Below are 24,541 nucleotides of genomic sequence, written 5' to 3' on the forward strand. Positions count from 1 at the left end.
TCCGCAGGCGTGCGAACACGAGGGTTTCGGCCCGCCCGCAGGCGGGCATTACCCTTGAGTACGCGAACCCATACCCCGCCGGGCACCTCCCCCCTCGGTCCGGCGGAGCCGCGGCGGCGGTGGAGCGACCCCCAGGCTCCACCGCGCCGCGGCGTCTTCGCATCGCTGGCGCGATTCTCGCCGCCGCTGGTTTCGCTATTACTCCCGGGGGCCGAGCCCCCGGACCCCCGCGGTGCGGTGGTTGCGTGTCGTGCGGTGGTTGCGTGTCGTGCGTGGTGCGTTTCGTGGGGGTGCTTCGCTTTGTAGGGTGTTGGGATGAGCGATGCGGGTGCGGCGGAGACGTTGTTCGAGCGGATTATCGCTGGGGAGATTCCGGCGGAGGTGGTGTATCAGGACGACGCCACATTCGCGTTCCGGGACATCAATCCGCAGGCGCGGGTGCATGTGCTCGTGGTGCCTCGGAAGAGGTACCGGAACGTGGGGGAGTTGGCGGAGGCGGACCCGGAGTTGCTCTCCCGGGTGTTGGTGACGGCGCGGAAGGTGGCGGAGATCGAGGAGATCTCCGAGAGCGGGTATCGGGTGGTTTTCAACACTGATGCCGACGCTGGGCAGACGGTGTTTCATGTGCACGCCCATGTGCTCGGCGGCGAGCAGCTGGGGTTGTTCGGGAAGCCGCAGGCCGGGGCGCGCTGAAACCGGGCTGCGAGTGAGTGTCGGGGACAAGTAGCATCTATGGGGTCCCTGTACGTTGACTTGCGAAGTGCGCAGAAAGCAGGACCGAGGCCACGTGGCCGGAACTGAGACGGGTGGAGCCGCCCGACCTGACACTGGGGAATCGGCCGAGGCGCAGGTTCGGTTTCCCATCCCTGAGGCGGCTCAGCTGAGCCTGCTGGGGTCCCGGGACGAGAATTTGCGGGTGGCCGAAGAGCTGCTGGCCGCGGACGTGCACGTGCGCGGCACCGAGGTCACGTTGACCGGTGCCGCGGCTGATGTGGCGTTCGCGGAGCGGGTCTTCACCGAGCTGGTGCAGCTCGCCGGCGGCGGGCAGCAGGTCGGGCCCGACACGGTGCGGCGGACGGTGGGGATGCTGTCCAGCGGGGACGCGTCGCCCGCGGAGGTGCTGAGTCTCAACATCGTGTCGCGGCGCGGGAAGACCATCCGGCCCAAGACGCTGAACCAGAAGCGGTACGTGGACGCGATCGACAAGCACACGATCGTTTTCGGCATCGGGCCCGCCGGCACGGGCAAGACGTACCTCGCGATGGCGAAGGCCGTGCAGGCGTTGCAGGCCAAGCAGGTTACCCGGATCGTGCTGACCCGCCCGGCGGTCGAGGCGGGCGAGCGGCTCGGGTACCTGCCGGGGACCCTGAACGAGAAGATCGACCCGTATCTGCGTCCGCTCTACGACGCACTCCACGACATGGTCGAACCGGAGTCGATTCCGCGGCTCATGCAGGCGGGCACGATCGAAATCGCACCGCTGGCCTATATGCGGGGCAGAACCCTGAACGACGCCTTCATCATCCTCGACGAGGCGCAGAACACCACGCCCGAGCAGATGAAGATGTTCCTCACCCGCCTCGGGTTCGGGGCCAAGATCGTCGTCACCGGCGACATCACCCAGATCGACCTCCCCGGCGGGCAGCGCAGCGGGCTCCGCGTCGTGCGCGACATCCTCGGCGGCGTCGAGGACCTGCACTTCGCCGAGCTGACCAGCCAGGACGTCGTCCGGCACAAACTGGTCGGCGACATCGTCGACGCGTACGAGAAGTGGCAGGCCGTGCAGGACGCGCAAGAGCGGCAGACCGGCGGCTGGAAGGGCGCCCGCCGATGAGCATCGAGATCGCCAACGAATCCGGCGTCGACGTCGACGAGGCGTCCATCGTCTCCGCGGCGCGCTACACCCTCGAGAAAATGGAGGTCAGCCCGCTCGCCGAGCTGTCCATCCTGTGCGTCACTCTTGAGGTGATGGAAGACCTCCACGAACGCTGGATGGACCTGCCCGGGCCCACCGACGTCATGGCCTTCCCGATGGACGAACTCGACTCCTCGCGCCGCCCCGACGCGCCCGACTCGTCCCCGGCGCTGCTCGGCGACATCGTGCTCTGCCCGGCTTTCGCGAAAGACCAGGCGAAAACCGCGGGCCACCGGCTGATCGACGAACTGCACCTGCTCACCGTCCACGGCTGCCTCCACCTGCTCGGCTACGACCACGCCGAACCCGCCGAGGAACGCGAGATGTTCGGGCTGCAGAAGCGGATCCTCGGCGAGTTCCAGGCCGCGGTCGCCGCGCACCAGGCCCGCGACGCGCAACGCGACGTCGACGACCGCGTGCTCGGCATCGCCGGCCTCGACACGCCGCAGTCCGGGGAAACGCCCTAGGCTCCGATCATGGGAAACCCCCCGGCACAGGTCGTCATCGCGGTGACACTGGTGCTGCTCGCGGGCGTGTTCGCCGCCGCGGACGCCGCGGTCGGCACAGTGTCGCAAGCCAGAGTCGACGGCCTCGTCCGCACCGGCCGCGTCGGAGCCCGCCAGCTCGCCGCGGTCGTCGCCGAACGCCGCAGGCACATCAACCTGCTGCTCCTGCTGCGGCTGGCCTGCGAACTCACCGCCACGGTGCTGGTCACCGTGGCCTTCGTCGCCTGGTTCGACCGGCTGTGGCTGGCGATCCTGGTGTCCGCGGTCGTCATGGTCGTGGTCAGCTACGTCCTCATCGGCGTCGGCCCGCGCACCATCGGCCGCCAGCACCCGTACCGCGTCGGCACGATCGTCGCCGGACCGGTCCGCGCCCTCGGCACGGTCCTCGGCCCGCTGTCGCGGCTGCTGATCGTGCTCGGCAACGCGATCACCCCCGGCCGCGGCTTCCGCGAAGGCCCGTTCACCTCCGAAGTCGAACTGCGCGAGCTGGTCGACCTCGCCCAGGAACGCGGCGTCGTCGAGGACTCCGAACGCGAGATGATCCACTCGGTGTTCGAACTCGGCGACACCGTCGCCCGCGAGGTCATGGTGCCGCGCACCGAAATCGTGTGGATCGAACGCACCAAAACCGTGCGCCAGGCCCTCGCGCTCGCGCTGCGCACCGGCTTCACCCGCGTCCCGGTGATCGACGATTCGGTCGACGACATCGTCGGCGTGGTCAACATCAAAGACCTCATGCCCGAGTACATGGGCCCGGACGGGCCGAGCACGGTCGTCGACGCGGTGATGAACCCGGCGAGCTTCGTGCCCGACTCCAAACGGCTCGACGAGCTGCTCAAGGAAATGCAGCGCACGCACAACCACATGGCGATCGCGGTGGACGAGTACGGCGGCACCGCCGGCCTGCTCACCATCGAGGACATCCTCGAGGAGATCGTCGGCGAGATCACCGACGAATCCGACGCCGACGAACGCCCCGAGGTCGAGGAACTCGAGGACGGTTCGGTCCGCGTGTCGTCCCGGCTGGGCGTCGACGACCTCGGCGAACTGTTCGGCATCGACCTCGAAGACCACGACGTGGAGACCGTGGGCGGGCTGCTCGCCGAGCGACTGGGTAGGGTCCCGCTGCCGGGGGCCGAAGCCGAGGTCGCCGGACTTCGGCTGTTCGCCGAAGGGGGCAAGGACCGCCGCGGCCGGATGCGCATCACCTCAGTGGTCGTCCGGCCGTCGTCGGCGCGCCCGCGCACCCGCCCGCCCCAGCCCGAAGAGCACGACAGGAGAGTCGAACATGCCTGACCTCGACGCCGAGGACCAGAAGCTGGTCACGCTGGCCCGTTCGGCCCGCGCCCGCACCGGCGCGGACGAAGGCGCCGCGGTCCGCGACACCGACGGCCGCACCTACGCCGCGACCACCGTCGACCAGCCGTCGTTCCAGCTCACCGCACTGCAAGCGGCCGTCGCCGCCGCCCTGTCCAGCGGTGCCGAAGGGCTCGAAGCCGCCGCCGTGGTCACCGCCGACGCGCTGGTCGCCGAGGCGTCCGTGCACGCGGTCCGCGACGTCGCGAAGCTGGCGCCGATCGTCCGGGCCGACCCGTCCGGCACCGTGGTCGAGGTGCAACGCCCGTGACCGAACCGCACCGTTCCGGTTTCGCCTGCTTCGTCGGCCGCCCCAACGCCGGAAAATCGACGCTCACGAACGCGCTCGTCGGCACGAAGGTCGCGATCACCTCCAGCAAACCGCAGACCACCCGGCACGCGATCCGCGGCATCGTGCACCGCGACGACGCGCAGCTGGTGATCATCGACACCCCGGGCCTGCATCGCCCGCGCACGCTGCTCGGCCAGCGGCTCAACGACATCGTGCACGAGACCTGGTCCGAAGTGGACGTCGTCGGGTTCTGCGTGCCCGCCAACGAGAAAGTCGGCCCCGGCGACCGGTTCATCGCCGCCGAGCTGGCGAAGATCGCCCGGCGCACCCCGGTGCTCGGCANTGCTCGGCATCGTCACCAAGACCGACCTCGTGAAGCCGGAGCAGGTCGCCGAGCAGCTGCTCGCGCTGCAAGAGGTGATGGAGTTCGCCGACCTCGTGCCGGTGTCGGCCGTCGACGGTTTCCAGGTGCAGACCGTCGCCGACCTGCTGGTGCGGCGGTTGCCCGAGGGACCGCAGCTGTACCCGGGCGGCGAGCTCACCGACGAGCCCGAGCAGACCCTCGTCGCCGAGCTGATCCGCGAAGCCGCGCTCGAAGGCGTCCGCGACGAACTGCCGCACTCCATCGCGGTGACCGTCGAGGAAATGCTCCCGCGCGAGGACCGCGACGACCTCATCGACATCCACGCGCTGCTGTACGTGGAACGCCCCAGCCAGAAGGGGATCATCCTCGGGCACAAGGGCGAACGGCTGCGCGAGGTCGGCGCGACCGCGCGCAAGCACATCGAACGGCTGCTGGGCACGAAGGTGTATCTCGACCTGCACATCAAGGTGGCCAAGGATTGGCAGCGGGACCCGAAGCAGCTGCGCAGGCTGGGTTTCTGACCGGTTGTGATCCCGCCCGGCGGCGCGGGCAGGTAGCGTCGACCCGAACCGCATCCGATTTGCCCAGGGGGACCGCATGACCGGCCCGTATCCGCCGCAGGGCCCGTACCCTCCGTCGTACGGCTACCCGCCGCAGTATCCGCCGCCGCCCGACAGCAACCTGGTGTGGGCGATCCTGGCGACGGTGTTCTGCTGCCTGCCGCTGGGGATCGTCGCGATCGTCAAGGCCAGCCAGGTGAACACCTTGTGGTACCAGGGATACGCGGCCGAAGCGCACCGCGCGGCGGACGAGGCGCGCAAGTGGGCGATGTGGTCGGCGCTCAGCGTCGCCATCCTGATCGGGCTGTACGTGATCGTCGCGATCGTCGTGCTGCTGGTCGCCGGAAACGTGCTCTGGTGGCATTGAGCACCGTCTACACCGGACAGCCGGCGCGCGGAACCCGCGCGGTGGCAAAGGCTCTCGCCGGTCCGGCGGCCGCGGCGGGCGGAATCGGCCTCGCCTGCGTCGCCGTGTGGTTCGGCGATCCGACCACTCCCGGCGGCCCGCTCCCGGTGTGCCCGACGAAGCTGCTTTTCGGGATCGACTGCCCCGGCTGCGGCGGGCTCCGCATGGCCTACAGCGTGCTGCACGGCGATTTTTCCGCGGCACTGCACTACAACGCGGTGGCCTTGGTGTTCGCCGCGTTCTTCGCGTGGAGCGGTCTCGCCTGGACGATGGGTCGGCTGCGCGGCCGGACGATGCGGTCCTGGCTGCACTGGCGCTGGACGCCGCACGTCGTCGCGGTCGTGTTCGTCCTGTGGTTCGTGGCGCGCAACATTCCGTTCGCGCCGTTCACCGGCCTGTCCGTTTGAGTTAGCCCGGTTTTCGCCGTCCCCGGAACCGGTTCGGCGGCGGGGCCGTCCAACGCCGCACCTGACGCGGACACCTGCTCGGCCTCGCCCTTCCGGACGAGGTACGCTCCCGCGCACTGACGTGTCCACAGCGGACGCGGCCAGGTCAGCTTTGCAGCAACGAGGGGGACACTCGATGACCTATCCCTACGGCCAGCCCGGCGGCCCGCCTCAAGGCGGACCGCCGTTCGGCGCGCCGCCGGGACAGCAGGCACCGGGCTACCCCCACCCCGCGGGCTTCGGCCAGCCGTACAGCGCGGGCCCGGTCCACGCGGACTGGGGCCAGCGCGCCGGCGCCTACCTCGTCGACTTCGCCCCGCTTCTCGCCGGGGTCCTGATCGCCGTGCTCGTGTCGCTGGTCTCCGGTGCCGCGGGCACGATCGTCTACCTCCTCGCGATTCTCGGCACTCTCGCCTGGACCGTCTTCAACCGCTGGATCAACGGCGGTGCCACCGGCCAGTCGCTGGGCAAGCGGATCGCCGGCATCAAACTCGTCAGCGAGGCCACCGGCGAACCGATCGGGGCCGGAATGGCGTTCGTCCGCGACGTCGCGCACGCGCTGGACAGCATGGCGCTCGGACTCGGCTACCTGTGGCCGCTGTGGGACGACAAGGCGCAGACGTTCTCGGACAAGATCCTCAGCACCGTCGTGGTGCCCGCCGGTCCCGAGCCTGCGGGCGCACCGGGTTTCGGACAGGGCGGATTCGCGCGGCCGGGCGGGTTTCCCGGCCAGCCCGGCGGGTTCGGCCAGCCGGGCGGGTTCGGCCAGCCGGGCGGGTTTCCCGGCCAGAACGGTGGTTTCCCGGGTCAGCCCGGCCCCGCGCCGCAACCGGGATTCGGGCAGCCGTCGCCGAACGCCGCTTTTCCCGCCGCATCGCCCGGATCCGGGGCTCCGCGGCCGGGATTCGGCTGGCCGCCGGTCCCGGGAACGCCGCCGCAGCAAGGATTCGCCCAGCCCGGCGTCCCGCCGCGGCCCGCGTTCGGCCAGCCGGGTCCCACGCCGTTCGACCGGCCCGAGCCGACCCAGGTCGTGCGCCCGCCCGCGACGCAGATGATCAAGCCGGAATCGCCGAAGCCCGGTCCGGCCCAGTCCTGATCCGCACCGGATCACGGTAAGTACGAGGAACTCGGGGGAACCCAGATGACCAATCCCTACGGCCAGCCCCAGCAGCCCTACGGCGGCCAGCCGCAGCAGCCCTACGGCCAGCAGCAGCCGTACCCGCAGTCCGGTGCGACGCCCGCGCAGCCGTACCCGCAGCAGCCCTACGGCCAGCCCGCGCCGTACGGCCAGCCCGGCTTCGGCGGCGCGCCCGGCGGCGACCTGAGCGCCATCAAGGACTACAAGGGCTGGGCGATCGGCTGCATCTTCCTGATGTGGATCCTCGCGATCTTCGCGATCATGAAGTCGAACGAAGTCCAGACGTACAAGATGCAGGGCAACTACGCGATGGCCCAGCAGGCGTCGCAGACGACGAAGACGCTGTGCCTCATCGCCACCATCCTCGGGGCGCTCGGCTGGGTCGTCGCGATCATCCTGATCATCGTCGGCCTCACGGCCGCGTCCGAGGTGCACAGCTACTACTGCACCGGCCGCTATTGCTGAACCAGGGTGTCCCGCCCCGGCATCGACGGCGAAGTGCGACGATGTCGGGGTGGTGAACCTCTACCGCGACACCGGGGTGGTGCTGCGCACGCACAAGCTGGGCGAGGCCGACCGGATCGTCACCCTGCTCACGAGGCGGCACGGCAAGGTCCGGGCCGTCGCGAAGGGCGTGCGGCGCACGTCGTCGCGGTTCGGGGCGCGGCTGGAGCCGTTCGGGCACGTGGACGCGCAGTTCTATCCCGGCCGGTCGCTCGACGTCATCACCCAGGTCGAGACCGTCGACGCGTTCGCCCTGCCGCTGGTGGCCGACTACCAGCGCTACACCGCGGCGTCGGCGATCGCGGAAACCGCGGACCGGCTCTCGGCTGAAGAGGGCGAACCGGTCCTGAAGCTGTACCTGCTGGTCGTGGGCGCGTTGCGGGCGCTGGCCGGCGGGCAGCGGGACGCGTCGCTGGTGCTCGACGCGTTCTTCCTCCGGGCCATGGCCTACGCGGGCTGGGCCCCGGCGATCACCGAATGCGCCCGCTGCGGCCTGCCCGGCCCGCACGCCGCGTTCAACGTCGCCGCGGGCGGCTCGATGTGCCCGGACTGCCGCATCGCCGGTTCGGTGCATCCCGCGCCCGAGGTGCTGACCCTGCTGGACGCGCTGCTGCAGGGGGAGTGGGCGGTCGCGGAATCGTCGCCGGGGATCACCCGCCGGGACGCGTCCGGCCTGGTCGCGGCGCATCTGCAGTGGCACCTGGAACGGCAGCTGCGGTCGCTCCCGCTCGTGGAGCGGCGTGCCCGGGAGGCCGCCGGGCCCGGCCCAGTAGGGTCGGCCGGGTAGGAAGTCCATTCTTCAGGAGGCCGCGAGTGCTGCGCAGGGGACGGGAGACCCGCTCGGCGGGGTACGAGCTGCGGGCTCCGGAGCCGCACCCCTCGGGCGCGAAACCGCCGGAAATCCCGGCCGACCTGGTGCCGAAGCACGTCGCGCTGGTCATGGACGGCAACGGCCGCTGGGCCAACCAGCGCGGCCTGCCGCGGATCGAGGGCCACAAACGCGGCGAGGCCGTGATGATCGACGTCGCGAGCGGCGCGGTCGAACTCGGCGTGAAATGGCTTTCGGTGTACGCCTTCTCGACGGAGAACTGGAAGCGCANGGAAGCGCAGCCCCGAGGAAGTGCGGTTCCTCATGGGCTTCAACCGCGACACCATCCGCCGCCAGGTCGACTACCTCGGCTCGATCGGCGTGCGCATCCGCTGGGCGGGGCGGCGGCCGAAGCTGTGGGCCAGCGTGATCAAGGAACTGCAGATCGCCGAAGAGAAAACCAAGAACAACACCAAGCTCAACATGACCATGTGCGTCAACTACGGCGGCCGTGCGGAACTGGGCGACGCGATGCGCCGGATCGGCCAGGACGTCGCGGCGGGCAAGATCAACCCGGGCAAGATCGACGAGCGCACTGTCGCGAAGTACCTGTACCAGCCGGACATGCCGGACGTGGACCTGTTCCTCCGGCCGTCGGGCGAACAGCGGACGTCGAACTTCCTGCTGTGGCAGTCGGCGTACGCGGAGATGGTCTACCAGGACACGCTGTTCCCGGACTTCGACCGGACCCACCTGTGGCAGGCGTGCCTCGACTTCGCGAAACGCGACCGCCGGTTCGGCGGCGCGGTGGACCAGGCAGGGAGCACGAAATGAGCACCGCGGAAGCCGCCGAGACCGGCGCACTGCTCACCCGGGCGCGCGAAGCACTGGAACGCTACCTGGAAGTCCACGTCGACGACGACGGCGCGATCACGTTCTCCCACGCGGACGTCCCCTGCGTCATCCAGGCGACCCGCCTCGCCGACGGCCTGACGGTGCTCAGCCTGACCTGCGTGGTGGCCTGGGACCTGCCCGACGACCCGGCCATCGCGGTAGCGGTCGCCGAGCGGGCCGGGCAGGGCTTGTTCGGGACGCTGGGCGTCGGCCACACGGAGCGCGGGGTGGACGTGACCCTGCGATACGCCTTCCCTGCGGAGGGGATGGACCCTTCGCCGCTGGGGACGTTGCTGATGCTGGTGGTTTCCACTGCTTCGCAGTTGCGTACCGAGTTGCCCGGGGTGGAGGCCTGAGCCGGGTTTCGGCCGGGATTGCCTGTTCTGGCCGGCGTTTTCGGCCCGGCTGTTCCGCTTCGCTGCTGCTTTGGCCTCGGTCCGCGCAGCCTGGCGGCGGGTTCGCTGCCTGATCGGCTTAACGCTCCCGTGAGTGTCGCTGACGCCTCGATCCTTGGCGGGCTGTCCTTGGCCAGACCACGTTTCCTGCCCACCTCATCCGGACTGAACTCGCGGGCTCCTCGCTCGCAGGTGTTTCTCCCGTCTCGCGGATCTCCCTAGCCGGGCCGAACTTCGCGCCTGACCAGCGTCGCTGGCAGCCGCCTGCTTGGCTTCGCGCTGGCTTCCCCGTGTTCGCGGTTGCTCTACCGTTTGGCTTGGGTTGGGTTGCGCGTGCTGTGTGTGGTCCTGTCTGTTCGGTGTGCNGTTCGGGCTGCTCCGCTGTTCGTCTGGGTTGGGTTGCGCGTGCTGTGTGTGGTCCTGTCTGTTCGGTGTGCTGCTTTGCTGCCAAGTCTTTCGGTTCGGGCTGCTCCGCTGTTCGTCTGGGTTGGGTTGCGCGTGCTGTGTGGGTCCTGTCTGTTCGGTGTGCCGCTTCGCTGCCAAGTCCTTCGGTTCGGGCCGTCCCGCCGCTCGTCTTGGCTTGGGTTGCGTGCTGCGTGTGGAGTCCTGTCAGCTCGGTCTGCCGCTTCGCCGCCAAGCCCTTCCGTCCAAGCCGCTCCACCACCCACCCGCTCCCTCCCCGCGCCGCCCGCCCGTTTCCGCCCCTTCCTCCCTCCCGATCGGGTGACATTCACGCAAAACCGGCGCGACGGGTCCCCTCGCACCACCGGCGGCTGGGGTTCTGTCGGACCCGGCTGGCATCATCGCCTTCGTGGAAACCCTTTCCAACAACACCGCCGAGGAACGCCCCCGCACGCGCCGGTTCCGGATCAGCTCCATCGAGATCCTGTGTGCCGTCCTGCTGGTCGCGGTCCTCGCGCAAAGCAAGCTCCAAGACCTCTTCGACGTGCCCGCGCTGCGTACCGGATCCACCGTGTTCGTCGCGGTGTGCGTGCAGGCGCTGCCGTTCCTCGTGCTCGGCGTGCTGATCAGCGGTGCGATCGCCGCTTTCGTGCCCGCTCGCGCGCTGGAACGGGTGCTGCCGAAGAAAGCGTCGGCCGCGGTCGGCGTGGCCGGGCTGGCCGGAGTCGCCTTGCCTGGCTGCGAATGCGCGTCGGTTCCCGTCGCGCGCAGGTTGATCGGCCAAGGCGTCGCACCCGCCGCCGCGCTCACCTTCCTGCTCGCCGCGCCCGCGGTGAACCCGGTCGTGCTGGTGGCCACCGCGGTCGCCTTCCCCGGCCGTCCGGAAATGGTGTTCGGGCGGTTCGCCGGCTCGCTCGCCACCGCGATGGTGATGGGCTGGATCTGGGCCCGCTGGGGCAAGCTTTCCTGGATCACCGAACGGGCGCTGCGCCGCTTGCCCGATGTCCAGCCGGGACAGCGATGGCGCGTGTTCGCCGAAACCGCTCGCACCGATCTCGTGGAAGCTGGCGGATTCCTCGTCCTCGGCGCGCTGATTTCCGCCTCGCTCAACGTTCTCGTGCCCGCGAAGTGGTTCGAAGTGCTGTCCGGGCAGATCATCGTCGGCGTCGTGGTGATGGCGGTCCTCGCCGTGGTCCTCGCGTTGTGCAGCGAGGCCGACGCGTTCGTCGCGGCTTCCCTCACCGCCGTTCCCTTGCTGCCGAAGCTGGTGTTCCTGGTGGTCGGCCCGGCCGTCGACGTCAAGCTTTTCGCTTTGCAGACCGGCACTTTCGGCCGTTCCTTCGCCGCGCGGTTCGCCCCGGTCACCTTCGTGGTGGCGATCGCCTGCGGAACTGTCGCGGGCGTGATCTTCCTCGGAGGCGTCCGATGAGGCGCGAAACCCAGAACGTACTGCTGATCCTCCTGGGCGGCGCCCTGGTGAAGATCGCGCTCAACGGCGACTACCTGCGCTACGTAAAACCCGCCCAGCAACCATGGATCATCGCCGGCGGCGCGGTGATGCTGCTGCTGGGCGCGACAGCCATCATCCGGGACATCGCAGCCGCGCGCGCCGCGGCGAAAGCAGCGCACGAACCCGAAGCAGGCGCCGAACATCCAGACGCGCACGGCCATCACCATCACCCCGCGCGCTCGGCCTGGCTGCTCGTCGTCCCGGTGCTGGCGGTGTTCCTCGTCGCCCCGCCCGCACTCGGCGCGGATTCGGTCACCCGCACCGAAGCACGCCTTCCCGCCAGCGCCGCGACCACCTCGGCGGCCGCGTTCCCGCCGCTCCCCGCCGGAGCCGTGGTGCCGATGGCGATGAACGAGGTCGTCACGCGCGCAGGCTGGGATGCCAACGGAACCATGAACGGACGCACCGTCGAGATCTCCGGCTTCGTGGTGCATACCGGAGGCCAAACCCTGTTGGCCCGCTTGGTAATCAGCTGCTGCGCAGCGGACGCGGCCCCCGTCACGGTGTACCTCAAAGGCGGCGGTGCCGACCGCTTCCCGAGCGACACGTGGCTGCGCGTCGCGGGCCAGATCGTCCCGGGCACCGCGACCGAGGCCAACAGCTACACGCCGGATCTGGTCCCGGTGACAGTCGAACGGATCACCGCGCCAAAGGATCCGTATGAATACTGAAAGGAGCGACACCGCCGACATGTCCGCCGCGCCCGCCACGGAACGAGGACCGCCGCCTCGGCCCGCCCGGTGCACCTGAGTTTCTCCGACCGATCCCGGAGCGTCCTGCTTCGCGTGCTCGCTCAAGCCCGCCGCTTGAGACGGCCCCGAACGGACCCACATCGCGATCGGCCCGAATCGCTCAGAGTTGCGAAACCCAGCGGCCCGACGGTCTCGCAGCGGCTCCGCTTGCCGAAAGCCTGCTCCGAACCCTCGCCGAACCCGCGTCTCCGCCCAGCCCGGACCGGTTCCGCCGCCTGGAGACCGAGCCGGCTCCCGTGCCCGACGAGCCTGAACTCTCCAGCCGCCCCTGGAGCAGGTCCTCGCTGACGCGGGCCCGGCTTAGGACTGCAGCCCGGCTGAGCCGAAGCCAGTTCGCTCAAGTGCCCGGAGCATTCCGGCCCCTTGCGCTACAGCCCGCCGCGAGGCTCGGCATCCGGTCAGCGCCCCGGCGCGTCTCCAGCCCGCCGCCGCAGGGCCCGGCAGCCGGCTTGCTCGGCGAGCCGGAGTACGCAGGCCAACCGCAGCCCGGCGACGACGTGAGCGTGGGCCATGCCGCGGACGAAGGTCAGTTGGCTTCGTCGGTGAGCCGGAGCACGCAGCTCAACCGCAGCGCAGGCCCCGACGCGAGCGCGTGCCCCGACCCCGACACGGACGGAGGTCAGCCAGCTTGCTCGGCGAGCCGGAGCCCCCAGGCCAACCGCGGCGCGGCGACGACGCGAGCGCGGGCCGTGACGCGAGCGCGGGCCGTGACGCCAGCGCGAGCCATGACGCGGCCGAGGATCAGCTCGCGTGCTCGGCGCAGGTGCCGGTGATCTCCACGGTGTGGCTGATGTCGGTGAACCCGTGGTCCGCGGCGATTTTTTCCGCCCAGCGTTCCACCGCGGGACCCTCGACCTCCACCGTGCGCCCGCACACGCGGCACACGAGGTGATGGTGGTGGTGCGACGAGCACCGGCGGTAGATCGCCTCGCCGGAGTCGGTGCGCAAGACGTCGATCTCGCCCGCCTCGGAGAGCGACTGCAGCGTCCGGTAGACGGTGGTCAGGCCGATGCCGTCGCCGCGTTTGCGGAGTTCGTCGTGGAGTTCCTGGGCCGAGCGGAAGTCGTCGACAGTGCTGAGCAGGTCGACCACCGCCGCGCGCTGCTTCGTCGAGCGCCGGCCGGGCACCGGGGCCGGTTTGGGGACCGAGGACATCGTCACTTCCCTTCCTGCACGTGGGCGACCGCGTCGACGACGATGTGCGCCAAGTGGTCGTCCACCAGCCGGTAGACGACCTCGCGGCCGCGCCGCTCGCCCTGGACCACGCCCGCGGTCTTGAGAACGCGGAGGTGCTGGCTGATCAACGGCTGGGCGACGTCGAGTTCGTCCACCAGCTCGTGGACGCACCGGTCCGCCTCCCGCAACTGCAGCACGATAGCGATCCGCACCGGCGCGGCGAGCGCCCGGAGCAGTTCGCCGGCGTCGGCCAGCACTCCGGGAGGCATGACCGCAGGTCCGGAACCGGCGGACCGCCCGCCCGTGCCGCCCGCGTCGACGGGATGCGGCGGGTCCGCGGGCAGTTCTGCCTGCCCGTCGGCGGCTGCCTCGTCCGAGACAGCGGAAGCGCGCTCCGCGGAAGTCTCGGCTTTCTCGGTTGCGGCCGGACCCGGAGCGGCCGGACTGGCTGCCCCGGTCCGGTCCGCGGCAGCGTTGTTCACTGAGGCCTCGGCGTTCCTGGTCGTTGCCGGTCCCGGGGCGCCCGAGCTGGCCGCAGCCGGGCCGGTGTGTTCTGCGAATGCGTCGGTCGTTGCGGAGTGCTGAGCTGCCGGACCCGCGGCGGTCGTCTCGTCCGTGGCCGCGTGGTACGCGGGCGCCTCGCCGCCGGTTGCCGCCGAGACTGGGGCGGCTGAGCACGCGACAGTCGCTTCTGCCGGGCCGGAGGGGTTCACGGCCGCCGCCGAGGTCGCCGCGGCCGGGCCTGCTGAACTCGGGCCTGTCGAATCCGGGCCTGCTGAATCCGGGCCCGCCGAACCCGGACCCGCCGAACCCGGACCCGCCGCGACCGTGCCCGCCGAACCCGGAGACCCGGCCCCCCACCCCTCGGACAGGGCGCTCGAAGGTGCCGACCTCATCGCTGCCTCCACTCGCGTCCCGCCGTCCGCTCCGTCTCGCCGCGTCCCAGGCCAGCACCGACCAGGGGACGGCGTTTCCGAAGCCGGATGTCATTGCCGATAACCTTCGCCGCCATCGTAGTGTTCCCTTCCCCGGGCGCGGTGATCGCCGGGGCCCGGGGGACCGGCGATCCGGATTGACCCGATCGGGTGAGTTCGTGAAGATGTGGCTTGTCGGCCTCGCAAGTCGTCGCGGACGGTGCAAGGTTGTCCTGGGGGCGATTCGTCGCGTCTCGTACAGTGGCGGATCGCTCGGGGTTGCCGAAGGGCAGTGGGGAGACATGACTCGTTTCGTGACGAAGGCCGCGGTGGCGGCCCTGGTGGCACTGCCGGCGCTGGCCCCGGCCGCCGCGGCGCAGACCCAGGCCGGGCAGGCGGTCGACGAGAAGACCGGTCCGGTGTCGTTCGCCAACGTGGCGTCCGTGCGGCTCGGCGGCGACCCGCAGCACGGCGGCGCGCTGATCACCGAAACGCAGCGGTCCCCGCTCACCCCCGGCCAGTCGCAGCTCGGCACGGACCGCGTGGCGGTGCCGAAGAACGACGGCGAGCGCAACACCTTCGGCCCGAACTACGAGATCGACCTCGGCAAGTACGACAAGCCGTCGGCCAGCCCGTACCCGCAGGGCATCGCGAGCCGCGACCACAAGGTCGTCGCCGCGCTGCAGACCACGCACGTGCCCACCGCGGTGGCGGAGACGAACTACGCGCTGCGCGACAACGGCCGCGGCAAGCCCGCGCCGGTCGACAACACGGTGCTGGTTCTTGAGGGCGCGCACAGCGCGGTCGACTGCTCCGGCCCAGGCAAGGTCTCCAGCACCACCACGGCCGCCCGCGTCTGGGTGCGCGGCGAGGACGACGCGCTGAAGCAGGTCGAGATGCCCGCCAGCGGGACGCTCAGCGTGACCGGCCTCAAGATGAGCTCGCCCACCCCGGTGCCGCAGAGCGATCCCGGCAAGACCACCTCCGACCTCGTCGTGTCCCGGGTTTCCGCCTTCGACCAGCTGATCAAGCAGGACGGCTGGCGCTCCGGCGACGTCACCGCGCAGGCGGGCTGGCGCGTCGAGATCACCACGCACGCGCGCGACGCCGAGGACACCAAGCTGGGCGACGTGCAGACCACCATGGTGCTCGGCGGCGTCAGCTGCTCGATCCCGAAGAACTTCGTCGCCGCGGCCGGCAACGGTTCGGGCAGCGGGGGCACGGTGCAGCAGCCGTCGGTGCCCACCGAGGTCCCGGCAGGCTACCTCGGCGCTCAGGCCGCCGCGCCGTCCGACGACCTGCGCCTGCCGCTCGGCTTCGGCCTGCTCGGCGGCGGGCTGCTCTTCGGCGCCGTCGCGATCGTGCTCGGCCGTCGCCGCGCGGCGCGGGTCGTCCGCTCCCGCGGCGAATAGGCCGTGCCGCGCACCGTGCTGACGGTCGCGTCGGCGGTGGTCGCCGTGCTGGCGATCGCGGCCGGCGTGATCGTCCTGACCTGGGTGCCCGCCCCGGTCCCGGTCGCCGTCGCCGATCCGCCGCCCGGCTCGCTGCCGGGCGAGGACGGCGCGCCCGCCGAACTGCCCTCGGACGGCCAGGCGATCGGACTGCAACGCCCCGGCAGCATCCGCCTGCCCGACGGCTCCGAGGCCCGGCTGAAGCGCACCGAGATCACCCAGAAAGGCATCCTGCCGATCCCGCGCGGACTCAGCGACGCCGCGTGGTGGGGTGCCCGCCTCGGCGCGAAGCAGGGCGCGGCGGTGCTGTCCGGGCACGTCAACTGGGCCGGCACGAAGGGTCCCTTCGACGACCTGTGGCGCGTCCGCACCGGTGACAACGTCAGCATCGTCGACGCGTCCGGCGGCCGCTGGCTCTACCGCGTCACCGGCGCGGCCACGATCCCGAAGGAACAGCTGCCCGCACAGGCCCCCGGCTGGTTCGCCCAGACCGGCCCGCACCGCCTGGTCCTGGTCACCTGCGGCGGCGACTACGTCGGCGGCACCGAGGGCTACGACGAGAACCGGATCGTCACGGCGGACCTGGTCTCCCGGCCGGACTGAACCAACCAGACCGGGAGAGCGGGACCGGCCGGCCGCGACCGCGCCGCGTGACGGGTCCCCTCCTCCGAAACCGCCCGCGGCCACCGAGGTCGCGAAGGCTCCCGCCGCTCCGGCGAAAATCCGTGCAACCCCTTCGACGCCCCACCGCATGTCTCCCCAGAGAAACCTCCAGACCAGGGGAGCACGATGCGGGGGACACAGGCACAACCGGCACGCAAACGCGGCGCAGTGATCGTCGTAGCCGCCGTCGTCGCAGTGGCAGCGGTCATCGCCGCCGTGCTGATCTTCTTCACCGGCAACGACAATTCGGCGCAGCCGCAGCAGCAGACCGGCACCGCGCAGGCCGGCGCCGGCCAGGCCGGAAGCAGCCGAGCCGGGAACACCCAGCCGGACCCCGGACAGACCCCCGGCACCGTCAAGCTGCCCAGCGGCGGGCAGGCGAAGCTGATCGCCGAGGAGGTCGGCGAGGACGGCGCGCTGCCGATCCCGAAGAGCCTCGCCGAAGCGGCCTGGTGGGGATCCGGCCTCGGGGCCGCGCAAGGCGTCACGCTGCTGTCCGGGCACGTCAACTGGGCGGGCGAGTCCGGGCCGTTCCAGGAGCTCTGGAAGATGAAGGCGGGCCAGGTCGTCACCGTCACCGACACCGCGGGCAAGCAGTGGGAGTACAAGATCGACGAGGTGCGCACGATCCACAAGTCGGATCTGGCGGCCGAATCCGCGAAGCTCTTCGACCCCGACGGGCCGCACCGGCTCGTGCTCGTCACGTGCGGCGGCGACTACGTGGGCGGCCAGGAGGGCTACGACGACAACCGGGTCGTGACGGCCTCTCCGGTCACCCGTTCGTGACCTCCGACCTGCGCGGAGGCCCCGGGGACCGGCCGGATACGCTGGACCTTCCGATAACTGTCCCCGCATGCGTCCGGAGCGTGGAGTGCCCGCCAACAAAATCGAAACCGTCGTCAGTCTGTGCAAGCACCGTGGCTTCGTCTTCCCGTCGGGAGACATCTACGGCGGCACCAGGTCGGCGTGGGACTACGGGCCGCTCGGCGTTGAGCTGAAGGACAACATCAAGCGCCAGTGGTGGAAGACCGTCGTGCAGAGCCGCGAGGACGTGGTCGGCATCGACTCCTCGGTGATCCTGCCGCGCCAGGTCTGGGTCGCCTCGGGCCACGTGAACGTGTTCACCGACCCGCTGATCGAGTGCCTTTCGTGCCACAAGCGGTTCCGGGCCGACCAGCTCGCCGAGGACTTCGAGGCGCGCACCGGCAAGACGACCACCGAGGACGACCTGTCCGAGGTGCCGTGCCCGAACTGCGGCACCCGCGGCAAGTACACCGAGCCGCGCGACTTCAACATGATGCTGAAGACGCACCTCGGCCCGGTCGAGTCCGAGGAAGGCCTGGCCTATCTCCGCCCGGAGACCGCGCAGGGCATCTTCGTCAACTTCCTCAACGTGCAGAAGGCCTCGCGCAAGAAGCCGCCGTTCGGCATCGGCCAGATCGGCAAGTCCTTCCGCAACGAGATCACGCCGGGCAACTTCATCTTCCGCACGCGCGAGTTCGAGCAGATGGAGATGGAGTTCTTCGTCGAGCCGGGCGACGACGAGCAGTGGCACCAGTACTGGATCGACGCGCGCACCGACTGGTACACCGACCTCGGCATCAAGCCCGAGAACCTGCGCCACTTCGAGCACCCGAAGGAAAAGCTCTCGCACTACGCGAAGCGCACCGTCGACATCGAGTACCGGTTCGCGTTCAACGCCGGGCAGGAGTGGGGCGAGCTGGAGGGCATCGCCAACCGCACCGACTTCGACCTGACCACGCACTCGAACCACTCGGGCGTGGACCTGTCGTTCTTCGACCAGGCCTCGGGCCAGCGCTACCGGCCGTTCGTGATCGAGCCTGCCGCGGGCGTGGGCCGTTCGATGATGGCGTTCCTGGTCGACGCGTACGACGAGGAAGAGGTGCCGAACGCCAAGGGCGGCACCGACAAGCGCACCGTGCTGCACCTCGACCCGCGGCTCGCGCCGTTCAAGGCCGCGGTGCTGCCGCTGTCGCGCAACGCCGACCTGTCGCCGAAGGCGCGCGACCTGGCCGCGCGGCTGCGCAAGCACTGGAACGTCGACTTCGACGACGCCCAGGCGATCGGCCGCCGCTACCGTCGCCAGGACGAGATCGGCACGCCGTTCTGCGTCACGGTCGACTTCGACACGCTTGAGGACAACGCGGTGACCATCCGCGAGCGCGACAGCATGAAGCAGGAGCGCATCTCGATCGATCAGGTCGAGTCGTATCCGGCTGGTCGTCTGCTCGGCTGCGGGGCAGGGCCGTCCGGCGTTTCGTCCCCGGCACCCCTGACACCTGTCACGGTCGGGTCGTGACGCTCGGCCTGCGCACCGGCCGCCGGCGCGCGGCAGGCTTCAAGCCATGGACAACACACAGGAAATCGCGGCGGGGGCGGCGATCCGGCTGGGCGGGATCGCCAAGCGCTACGGGGATGTGCGTGCGGTCAGCCACGTCGACCTGACCATCGCGCCGGGGGAAGTGGTGGCGCTGCTCGGACCCAACGGGGCGGGCAAATCGACCACCGTCGACATGATTCTGGGGCTCACCACACCCGACGAGGGCACCGTTTCGGTGTTCGGCCAGACACCCGCCGACGCGGTGCGCGCGGGGATGATCGGCGCGATGCTGCAGGGCGGCACGCTGCTGGACGACCTGACCGTGCGCGAAACCGTCGGTCTCGTCGCGAAACTCCACCGCCGTCCGATGCCGGTGCGGGACGCGTTGCGTGCCGCCGGGGTCGAGGACATCGCCGACCGGCGGGCCAACAAGCTTTCCGGCGGCCAGAAACAACGTGTGCGGTTCGCGGTCGCGCTGGTGTCGGATCCCGATCTGCTCGTGCTCGACGAGCCGACCGCGGCGATGGACGTCGGCAGCAGGCGCGAGTTCTGGAAGTCGATGTACTCGTTCACCGACACCGGCCGCACCGTGCTGTTCGCGACGCATTACCTGGAAGAGGCCGAGGAATTCGCCGACCGGGTCGTGCTGATGCGGGCGGGGGAGATCGTCGCCGACGGGTCCGTCGCGGAGGTCCGCGCCCTCGCCGGCGGGCGCACGATCCGCGCGGTGCTGCCGGCCGGGGTCAGCGACCAGCTGGTCTCGGCACTGCCCGCGGTCACCTCCTTCGCACTGCGCGGCGAACGCGTCGCATTGTCCAGTTCCGACTCCGACACCACCTTGCGCGCGCTGCTCGCCGCCGTCCCGGCCGTGCGCGACATCGAGATCGGCGCGGTCGGCCTCGAAGGCGCGTTNAGGCGCGTTCCTTTCCCTGACCTCCGACGAAACGGAAGAAGCAGTCCGATGAACCCCGCCTACCTCCTCGTCGAAACCCGCAGGCTGTTCCGTTCGCCGCGGTTCCTGATCTTCGTCGTGGCCTTCCCCGTGCTCATGTTCCTGTTGCAGGCCACGGTGTTCACCGACCAGTCCGCGGCGGACCACGTCGCGGTCGCGGGCGTGGTCATGGTCAACATGATGACGTTCGGCACCTTCGCCGCGGCCACCACGAACGGCGCCCGGCTGGCGATCGAACGGGCGGGCGGCTGGCAGCGGCAGCTGCGGCTGACCCCGCTGTCCGGCGCGGGCTACCTCGGCGGCAAAGCGCTGTCCGGGATGCTCGCCGGGCTGCCCGCGCTGATCCTGGTGCCGGCCATCGCCGCCTTCTCCCAGGGCGTGCACCTCGACCCGGCGGGCTGGCTGCGGGTCTTCCTCGGCATTTTCCTCGGCACCATTCCGCTGGTGCTGCTCGGACTGCTGCTGGGCCAGTTCGGCACGCCGGAGTCGATGCAGCCGATCAGCATGATCGTCACCCTCGGCATCGGTTTCCTCGGCGGGCTCTGGATCCCGCTGGAGGGCATGCCGTCCTGGATGCACGACGTCGCGCAGATCATGCCGACCTACTGGGTTCTCGGGCTGGTCCGGCCGGTCGTGACGAATCAGCTGCTGGTAAGCCTGCCGACCGCGATCGGCGTGCTGGGCGCGTGGACGCTCGTGCTCGGGATTGTCGTGGTCAGGCGATACCGTAAGGACAGCGCCCGGGTTTGACCGGGCGGGGAAGGAAGAGCGACGTGTGGCCACTCGGCCGTGAGGCGACGACCGGCGAGTTCCCGGAGCACCGGTTCGGGCTCAAAGACCGGACGTCCTGGTGGGACGATCCGCCGGCGCGCCCGGGACGCGGTCCGCACAAGATCGGCTGGCCGCTCTTCTCCGCGGCGTTCCTGCTGCCGTTCCTGATCCCGGCGACCCGCGGCCTCGTCGTGGACCCCGGTCCGCTGTGGCTCCGGATCTTCCTCGGCGTGCTGATCTACGCCTACAGCGCCTGTTACGCGGTGTTCCCCGCGGTCTTCGGCAAGTCCCGGCGCGTGAAGCTCTGGTTCGGCGGCGGCATGTTGGTGCTGGGCTTGCTGTGCGCGCTGATCACCGACGCCAACCCGTACGTTCTGCTCTACGCCACCGCCACGCTGGCCTTCCTGTTCCCGGCCGCCTGGTCGTTGATCTTCAACGGGACGGCGCTGGGCCTGCTGGTGCTGGCCCTGCACCTGCGGGGGGATCTGCCGGAGCACCTCGCGGACGTGATCACGGTCGCCTCGGTCACGTCGGCGATGTTCTTCATGTCCAATCTGATCCGGGTGATCCGCAGGCTGGAGCTGGCGAACCAGGAGATCGGGACGCTCGCGGTCGCCAGCGAACGCGAGCGGGTCGCCCGCGATCTGCACGATCTGCTCGGGCACAGCCTCACCACGATCACCGTCAAAGCCGGGTTGGCGCGGCGGGTGCTGGAAAGCTCCGGCGACATCGACCGGGCGGTGCGGGAGATCCGCGAGGTCGAGGGGCTCACGCGTTCGGCGCTGTCGGACGTGCGGGCGACGGTGTCGGAGTATCGCGAGGTGTCGCTGCCCGCGGAGATCGCCGGGGCGAGGGCCGCGTTGCGCGCGGCGGAGGTCGACGCCGACCTGCCGCACGCCGTGGACAACGTCCGGGCTGAGTTGCAGAGCACGTTCGGCTACGTGCTGCGCGAGGCGATCACCAACGTGTTGCGGCATTCCGGCGCGAAACAGGTGAAAGTGCGGCTGGGGCGCGACTGGCTGGAGGTCGAGGACAACGGCCGTGCCACAGGCGACGCCGTCCCGGGCAACGGGTTGCGCGGACTGTCCGAACGCTTGGCGGCGATCGGGGGCACGGTGACGGCGCGGGCGCGGCCCGGGGGAGGATGGGTCGTCCGGGCCGAGGTCCCGGAGCCGAGCCCGGACGGATCCGCCGTCGCGGTGCGGGCCGAACCCGCTGGAGGACTGGCGTGATCCGGGTGCTGCTGGCCGACGACCAGGCGATGGTGCGCGGAGCGCTGGCCACCGTGCTCGGCCTGGAAGCCGACATCGAAGTGGTGGCCCAGGTCGGCACCGGCGACGAGGTGGTGGCCGCGGCGAAGGAAGCGGCGCCGGACGTCGCGCTGCTCGACGTGCAGATGCCCGGCATGGACGGGCTCACCGCGGCGGCCGAGCTGAAAACCGCGCTTCCGGCGTGCCGGGTGATCATCTGCACGACCTTCGGCCGCCCTGGTTACCTGGCCAGGGCCATGGCCGCGGGCGCGGCCGGGTTCGTGGTGAAGGACGCGCCGCCGGAACAACTCGTGGAGGCGGTGCGCCGAGTCCACAGTGGACTTCGGGTGGTGGATCCGGCGCTGGCCGCGGAGTCGCTCGCGACGGGCACCAGTCCGCTGACCGCCCGGGAACGCGACGTGCTCAGCGCGGCCAAGGACGGCAGTACGGTCGCGGATATCGCGAAGTCTCTTTTCCTGTCCGACGGAACTGTGCGGAACCACCTGTCGTCGGCGATCGGGAAGACGGGTGCGCGCACGCGCGCGGAGGCGGTGCGGTTGTCGGAGGAGCGGGGCTGGCTTTAGCGCTGGACTTCGCGCCGAAGGTTCTCGGTAGCTGTTGTGTGCGGCCTCACTACAGTGATGCGCAGCACCGGCCTGCCTGCGTGGCTTTGTCCGCCCACGTACCCCTGCACCGGTCGCGCCCATCGACACCGGGGTGAGTGCCGGCGGCCTGCCCTGGGTGGCATCGGGGTGTCTTTCCGGCACCGGACAGCGGCTCTGCGAGGATGGCCGCCATGGAGGCGCGGACAGGTCCTACGGCGGGAAACTGGGTGCGCCGCATCGTTTTCGGTGTGGTGCTGGCCCTCGTCGCGGTCGTCGGGGGCACCGCGTTCCGCGTGTGGCAGGTCGCGCGCGAGAACGACCGGACGCCTGCCGACGCGATCGTCGTGCTGGGTGCCGCTCAGTACAACGGCAAGCCCTCGGAGATCTTCACCGCCCGGCTGGAGAAGGCGCGGCAGCTCTACGCCGACGGCGTGTCGAAGACCGTCATCACGGCCGGCGGCAAGAAAACCCGCGACAACTACACCGAGGCGACCGCGGGGGCGCGCTGGCTGACCAGGCACGGGGTGCCCGAAGCCGCGACGCTGCCGGTCGGCGAGGGCAACGACACCCTGCGCAGCCTCCGCGCGGTCGCCGATCAGGTGAAGGCGCGCGGGTGGCGGTCGGTGGTGCTGGTCAGCGATCCGTGGCATTCCTACCGGTCGCGGACGATGTCCGAGGACCTCGGGCTGGAGGCGTGGACCGCGCCGACGCACAGCGGGCCGATCGTGCAGGAGCGCTCGACGCAGGTCCGCTACATCTTCCGCGAAACCGGCGCGCTGTTGTTCTACGAGCTGACCAAGTCGCCCGCGGACGACCTGTTCGGCACGACGATGGGCTGAATTGCCGGTCCCCGCGCCTAAGCTGACGGGGTGAGTGACGGCTACCGCGAGCACGACCGCGCCCGCGTGCTGGCCGAGGAACCCAAGGGCGCGGCGCTGGCCGGTGCGCGGCCGGACGGGCGCAGCGCGTTCGCCCGCGACCGCGCGCGGGTGCTGCATTCCGCCGCGCTGCGCAGGCTGGCGGGCAAAACGCAGGTGGTCGGGCCGGGCGAGGGCGCGGAGGTCAGCGGCGCGCCGCGGACCCGGCTCACGCATTCGCTGGAGGTCGCGCAGATCGGTCGCGGCATCGCCGAGGAGCTGGGCGCGGATCCGGACCTGGTCGACACCGCGGGGCTGGCGCACGACATCGGGCATCCGCCGTTCGGCCACAACGGCGAACGCGCGCTCGACCAGGCGGCCCAGGCATGCGGCGGCTTCGAGGGCAACGCGCAGACGCTGCGCATCCTCACGCGGCTGGAGCCCAAGGCGGTCGGCCCGGACGGCGCGACGGCGGGGCTCAACCTCACCCGGGCGTGTCTCGACGCCACCACGAAATATCCGTGGCCGCGCCGGTCGGGAGAGCCGAAATACGGCGTGTACCCGGACGACGCCCCCGTGTTCGGCTGGGTCCGCGAGGGCGCGCCGGGCCTGCGCCGGTGCCTGGAAGCGCAGATCATGGACTGGTCGGATGACGTGGCGTACTCGGTGCACGACGTCGAGGACGGGGTGCTGGCCGGGCGGATCCGGTTGCGGCTGCTGGCCGACCCGGAGGAACGCGCGGCGGTCGCCGAGGCCGCGGCCCGGCATTTCTCCACGCTGTCGGTGTCCACTTTGGAGGGTGCGGCGAAAGAGCTGCTCGACCTGCCGGTGGTCGCCGAGCTGGTGCGCGCGGAGCCGGACGGTTCGCTGCGCGCCCAGGTCGCGCTGAAGCGGCTCACCAGCGAACTCGTCGGCCGGTTCGCGTCGGCCGCGGTGACCGGCACTCGCGCGGGCTACGGCGAGGGCCCGCTCACCCGGTACGCGGCGCGGCTGGCAGTGCCGGAGCAGGTCGGAGCGGAGGTGGCGCTGCTCAAGGCGCTGGCGCTGCGGTACGTGATGAGCGATCGCCGTCGGCTGGCGATGCAGGACGGGCAGCGGGAGGCGATCACCGAGCTGGTGGCGGCACTGTGCCGGCGAGCGCCCGAGGCACTGGATCCGCTGCTGGTGCCCGCGTGGAACGTGGCAGCGGATGATGCGGCGCGGTTGCGGGTCGTAGTGGACCAGGTGGCATCGCTCACTGACGCGCAGGCGTACGAATGGCATCGATGGCACACCGGACGGCACGGAACGGCGCCGCCTGCCGAACTGTGAGC

General features: G+C 70.6%; 23 protein-coding genes and 4 pseudogenes. 25 read left to right on the top strand and 2 right to left on the bottom strand.

Features of this window, described 5'->3' with window-relative positions:
• Positions 1-315: 315 nt before the first annotated feature.
• The 15 genes and pseudogenes from A4R44_RS26675 to A4R44_RS26745 all read left to right on the top strand — a co-directional run bounded on the left by A4R44_RS26675 (position 316) and on the right by A4R44_RS26745 (position 12,167).
• Positions 316-693: a histidine triad nucleotide-binding protein gene (locus A4R44_RS26675; RefSeq protein ID WP_067586362.1), complete on the top strand. Its 378-nt coding sequence runs from the start codon at positions 316-318 to the stop codon at positions 691-693.
• A 94-nt stretch (positions 694-787) separates the two neighbouring features.
• The gene (locus A4R44_RS26680) at positions 788-1,834 is read left to right on the top strand and encodes a PhoH family protein (protein WP_067586365.1); all 1,047 of its coding nucleotides are present in this window, start codon (positions 788-790) and stop codon (positions 1,832-1,834) included.
• Positions 1,831-2,382 (top strand): rRNA maturation RNase YbeY, encoded by a 552-nt coding sequence (gene ybeY / locus A4R44_RS26685; protein ID WP_067586368.1) that lies wholly within the window; start codon positions 1,831-1,833, stop codon positions 2,380-2,382. The genes A4R44_RS26680 and ybeY overlap by 4 nt, the downstream gene beginning before the upstream one ends.
• A 9-nt stretch (positions 2,383-2,391) precedes the next feature.
• Complete coding sequence (locus A4R44_RS26690; protein WP_067586371.1) at positions 2,392-3,717, top strand: hemolysin family protein; 1,326 nt, start codon at positions 2,392-2,394, stop codon at positions 3,715-3,717.
• Positions 3,710-4,048, top strand: coding sequence for a cytidine deaminase (locus A4R44_RS26695; protein ID WP_067586374.1), 339 nt, complete (start codon positions 3,710-3,712; stop codon positions 4,046-4,048). The genes A4R44_RS26690 and A4R44_RS26695 overlap by 8 nt, the downstream gene beginning before the upstream one ends.
• Positions 4,045-4,954 (top strand): annotated as a pseudogene (gene era / locus A4R44_RS26700) (GTPase Era). Before A4R44_RS26695 ends, era begins: the two are co-directional and overlap by 4 nt.
• Positions 4,955-5,030: 76 nt before the next feature.
• Positions 5,031-5,360 (top strand): CD225/dispanin family protein, encoded by a 330-nt coding sequence (locus tag A4R44_RS26705; protein WP_067586377.1) that lies wholly within the window; start codon positions 5,031-5,033, stop codon positions 5,358-5,360.
• Positions 5,351-5,806, top strand: coding sequence for a DUF2752 domain-containing protein (locus A4R44_RS26710; protein ID WP_161269528.1), 456 nt, complete (start codon positions 5,351-5,353; stop codon positions 5,804-5,806). Before A4R44_RS26705 ends, A4R44_RS26710 begins: the two co-directional genes overlap by 10 nt.
• Positions 5,807-5,981: 175 nt before the next feature.
• Positions 5,982-6,941 (top strand): RDD family protein, encoded by a 960-nt coding sequence (locus tag A4R44_RS26715; protein ID WP_067586379.1) that lies wholly within the window; start codon positions 5,982-5,984, stop codon positions 6,939-6,941.
• A gap of 45 nt (positions 6,942-6,986) precedes the next feature.
• Positions 6,987-7,448: a CD225/dispanin family protein gene (locus A4R44_RS26720; protein ID WP_067586390.1), complete on the top strand. Its 462-nt coding sequence runs from the start codon at positions 6,987-6,989 to the stop codon at positions 7,446-7,448.
• Between the two features lie 49 nt (positions 7,449-7,497).
• The gene (gene recO, locus A4R44_RS26725) at positions 7,498-8,274 is read left to right on the top strand and encodes a DNA repair protein RecO (protein ID WP_067586393.1); all 777 of its coding nucleotides are present in this window, start codon (positions 7,498-7,500) and stop codon (positions 8,272-8,274) included.
• A gap of 26 nt (positions 8,275-8,300) precedes the next feature.
• Positions 8,301-9,129, top strand: a pseudogene (locus A4R44_RS26730) (isoprenyl transferase).
• Positions 9,126-9,545, top strand: a complete 420-nt coding sequence (locus tag A4R44_RS26735; protein WP_067586396.1) for a YbjN domain-containing protein — start codon at positions 9,126-9,128, stop codon at positions 9,543-9,545. Before A4R44_RS26730 ends, A4R44_RS26735 begins: the two are co-directional and overlap by 4 nt.
• Positions 9,546-10,395: 850 nt before the next feature.
• On the top strand, positions 10,396-11,415 hold the full coding sequence (locus A4R44_RS26740) for a permease (protein ID WP_067586400.1): 1,020 nt from the start codon (positions 10,396-10,398) through the stop codon (positions 11,413-11,415).
• The gene (locus tag A4R44_RS26745) at positions 11,412-12,167 is read left to right on the top strand and encodes a TIGR03943 family protein (RefSeq protein WP_067586403.1); all 756 of its coding nucleotides are present in this window, start codon (positions 11,412-11,414) and stop codon (positions 12,165-12,167) included. The genes A4R44_RS26740 and A4R44_RS26745 overlap by 4 nt, the downstream gene beginning before the upstream one ends.
• Positions 12,168-12,989: 822 nt before the next feature.
• On the opposite strand, the gene A4R44_RS26750 is transcribed toward A4R44_RS26745, so the two are convergent.
• Together A4R44_RS26750 and A4R44_RS26755 are read right to left on the bottom strand one after the other, a co-directional pair.
• On the bottom strand, positions 12,990-13,403 hold the full coding sequence (locus A4R44_RS26750) for a Fur family transcriptional regulator (protein ID WP_086024912.1): 414 nt from the start codon (positions 13,401-13,403) through the stop codon (positions 12,990-12,992).
• 2 nt (positions 13,404-13,405) lie between these two features.
• On the bottom strand, positions 13,406-13,768 hold the full coding sequence (locus A4R44_RS26755; RefSeq protein WP_067586591.1) for a helix-turn-helix transcriptional regulator: 363 nt from the start codon (positions 13,766-13,768) through the stop codon (positions 13,406-13,408).
• An 872-nt stretch (positions 13,769-14,640) separates the two neighbouring features.
• On the opposite strand from A4R44_RS26755, the gene A4R44_RS49275 reads away from it, so the two are divergent.
• From A4R44_RS49275 to A4R44_RS26805, 10 genes and pseudogenes are all read left to right on the top strand, one after another.
• Positions 14,641-15,750, top strand: a complete 1,110-nt coding sequence (locus A4R44_RS49275) for a hypothetical protein (protein ID WP_067586406.1) — start codon at positions 14,641-14,643, stop codon at positions 15,748-15,750.
• 3 nt (positions 15,751-15,753) lie between these two features.
• Entirely contained in the window at positions 15,754-16,392 is a 639-nt protein-coding gene (locus tag A4R44_RS26765; protein WP_067586409.1) for a class F sortase, read from the top strand.
• A gap of 186 nt (positions 16,393-16,578) precedes the next feature.
• Positions 16,579-17,238 carry a class F sortase gene (locus A4R44_RS26770; RefSeq protein ID WP_067586412.1) on the top strand — a complete coding sequence of 220 codons (660 nt, stop codon included), beginning with the start codon at positions 16,579-16,581 and terminating at the stop codon, positions 17,236-17,238.
• An 85-nt stretch (positions 17,239-17,323) separates the two neighbouring features.
• A pseudogene (locus tag A4R44_RS26775) lies at positions 17,324-18,709 on the top strand (glycine--tRNA ligase); the annotation flags it as partial.
• 109 nt (positions 18,710-18,818) lie between these two features.
• Positions 18,819-19,758, top strand: a pseudogene (locus tag A4R44_RS26780) (ABC transporter ATP-binding protein).
• A complete protein-coding gene (locus A4R44_RS26785; protein ID WP_067586415.1) occupies positions 19,755-20,495 on the top strand; it encodes an ABC transporter permease in 741 nt (246 codons plus the stop codon). The pseudogene A4R44_RS26780 and the gene A4R44_RS26785 overlap by 4 nt, the downstream one beginning before the upstream one ends.
• 23 nt (positions 20,496-20,518) lie before the next feature.
• Complete coding sequence (locus A4R44_RS26790) at positions 20,519-21,748, top strand: sensor histidine kinase (protein WP_067586417.1); 1,230 nt, start codon at positions 20,519-20,521, stop codon at positions 21,746-21,748.
• Positions 21,745-22,350 carry a response regulator transcription factor gene (locus tag A4R44_RS26795; protein ID WP_067586420.1) on the top strand — a complete coding sequence of 202 codons (606 nt, stop codon included), beginning with the start codon at positions 21,745-21,747 and terminating at the stop codon, positions 22,348-22,350. The genes A4R44_RS26790 and A4R44_RS26795 overlap by 4 nt, the downstream gene beginning before the upstream one ends.
• 212 nt (positions 22,351-22,562) lie before the next feature.
• Positions 22,563-23,210 (top strand): YdcF family protein, encoded by a 648-nt coding sequence (locus tag A4R44_RS26800; protein WP_369805941.1) that lies wholly within the window; start codon positions 22,563-22,565, stop codon positions 23,208-23,210.
• A gap of 30 nt (positions 23,211-23,240) precedes the next feature.
• Complete coding sequence (locus tag A4R44_RS26805; protein WP_067586426.1) at positions 23,241-24,539, top strand: deoxyguanosinetriphosphate triphosphohydrolase; 1,299 nt, start codon at positions 23,241-23,243, stop codon at positions 24,537-24,539.
• The last annotated feature ends 2 nt before the right edge of the window (positions 24,540-24,541 follow it).

Source organism: Amycolatopsis sp. M39, assembly GCF_001651785.1.
GTDB lineage: Bacteria > Actinomycetota > Actinomycetes > Mycobacteriales > Pseudonocardiaceae > Amycolatopsis > Amycolatopsis rubida.

Bases quoted from the DNA above. Each gene is read 5' to 3' on its own strand.
- A4R44_RS26715 (WP_067586379.1), top strand. From the start codon at position 5,982: ATGACCTATCCCTACGGCCAGCCCGGCGGCCCGCCTCAAGGCGGACCG.
- A4R44_RS49275 (WP_067586406.1), top strand. From the start codon at position 14,641: ATGACTCGTTTCGTGACGAAGGCCGCGGTGGCGGCCCTGGTGGCACTG.
- A4R44_RS26695 (WP_067586374.1), top strand. From the start codon at position 3,710: ATGCCTGACCTCGACGCCGAGGACCAGAAGCTGGTCACGCTGGCCCGT.
- ybeY (WP_067586368.1), top strand. From the start codon at position 1,831: ATGAGCATCGAGATCGCCAACGAATCCGGCGTCGACGTCGACGAGGCG.
- A4R44_RS26675 (WP_067586362.1), top strand. From the start codon at position 316: ATGAGCGATGCGGGTGCGGCGGAGACGTTGTTCGAGCGGATTATCGCT.
- A4R44_RS26690 (WP_067586371.1), top strand. From the start codon at position 2,392: ATGGGAAACCCCCCGGCACAGGTCGTCATCGCGGTGACACTGGTGCTG.
- A4R44_RS26770 (WP_067586412.1), top strand. From the start codon at position 16,579: ATGCGGGGGACACAGGCACAACCGGCACGCAAACGCGGCGCAGTGATC.
- A4R44_RS26750 (WP_086024912.1), bottom strand. From the start codon at position 13,403: ATGTCCTCGGTCCCCAAACCGGCCCCGGTGCCCGGCCGGCGCTCGACG.
- A4R44_RS26720 (WP_067586390.1), top strand. From the start codon at position 6,987: ATGACCAATCCCTACGGCCAGCCCCAGCAGCCCTACGGCGGCCAGCCG.
- A4R44_RS26735 (WP_067586396.1), top strand. From the start codon at position 9,126: ATGAGCACCGCGGAAGCCGCCGAGACCGGCGCACTGCTCACCCGGGCG.
- A4R44_RS26705 (WP_067586377.1), top strand. From the start codon at position 5,031: ATGACCGGCCCGTATCCGCCGCAGGGCCCGTACCCTCCGTCGTACGGC.
- A4R44_RS26800 (WP_369805941.1), top strand. From the start codon at position 22,563: ATGGAGGCGCGGACAGGTCCTACGGCGGGAAACTGGGTGCGCCGCATC.
- A4R44_RS26745 (WP_067586403.1), top strand. From the start codon at position 11,412: ATGAGGCGCGAAACCCAGAACGTACTGCTGATCCTCCTGGGCGGCGCC.
- A4R44_RS26785 (WP_067586415.1), top strand. From the start codon at position 19,755: ATGAACCCCGCCTACCTCCTCGTCGAAACCCGCAGGCTGTTCCGTTCG.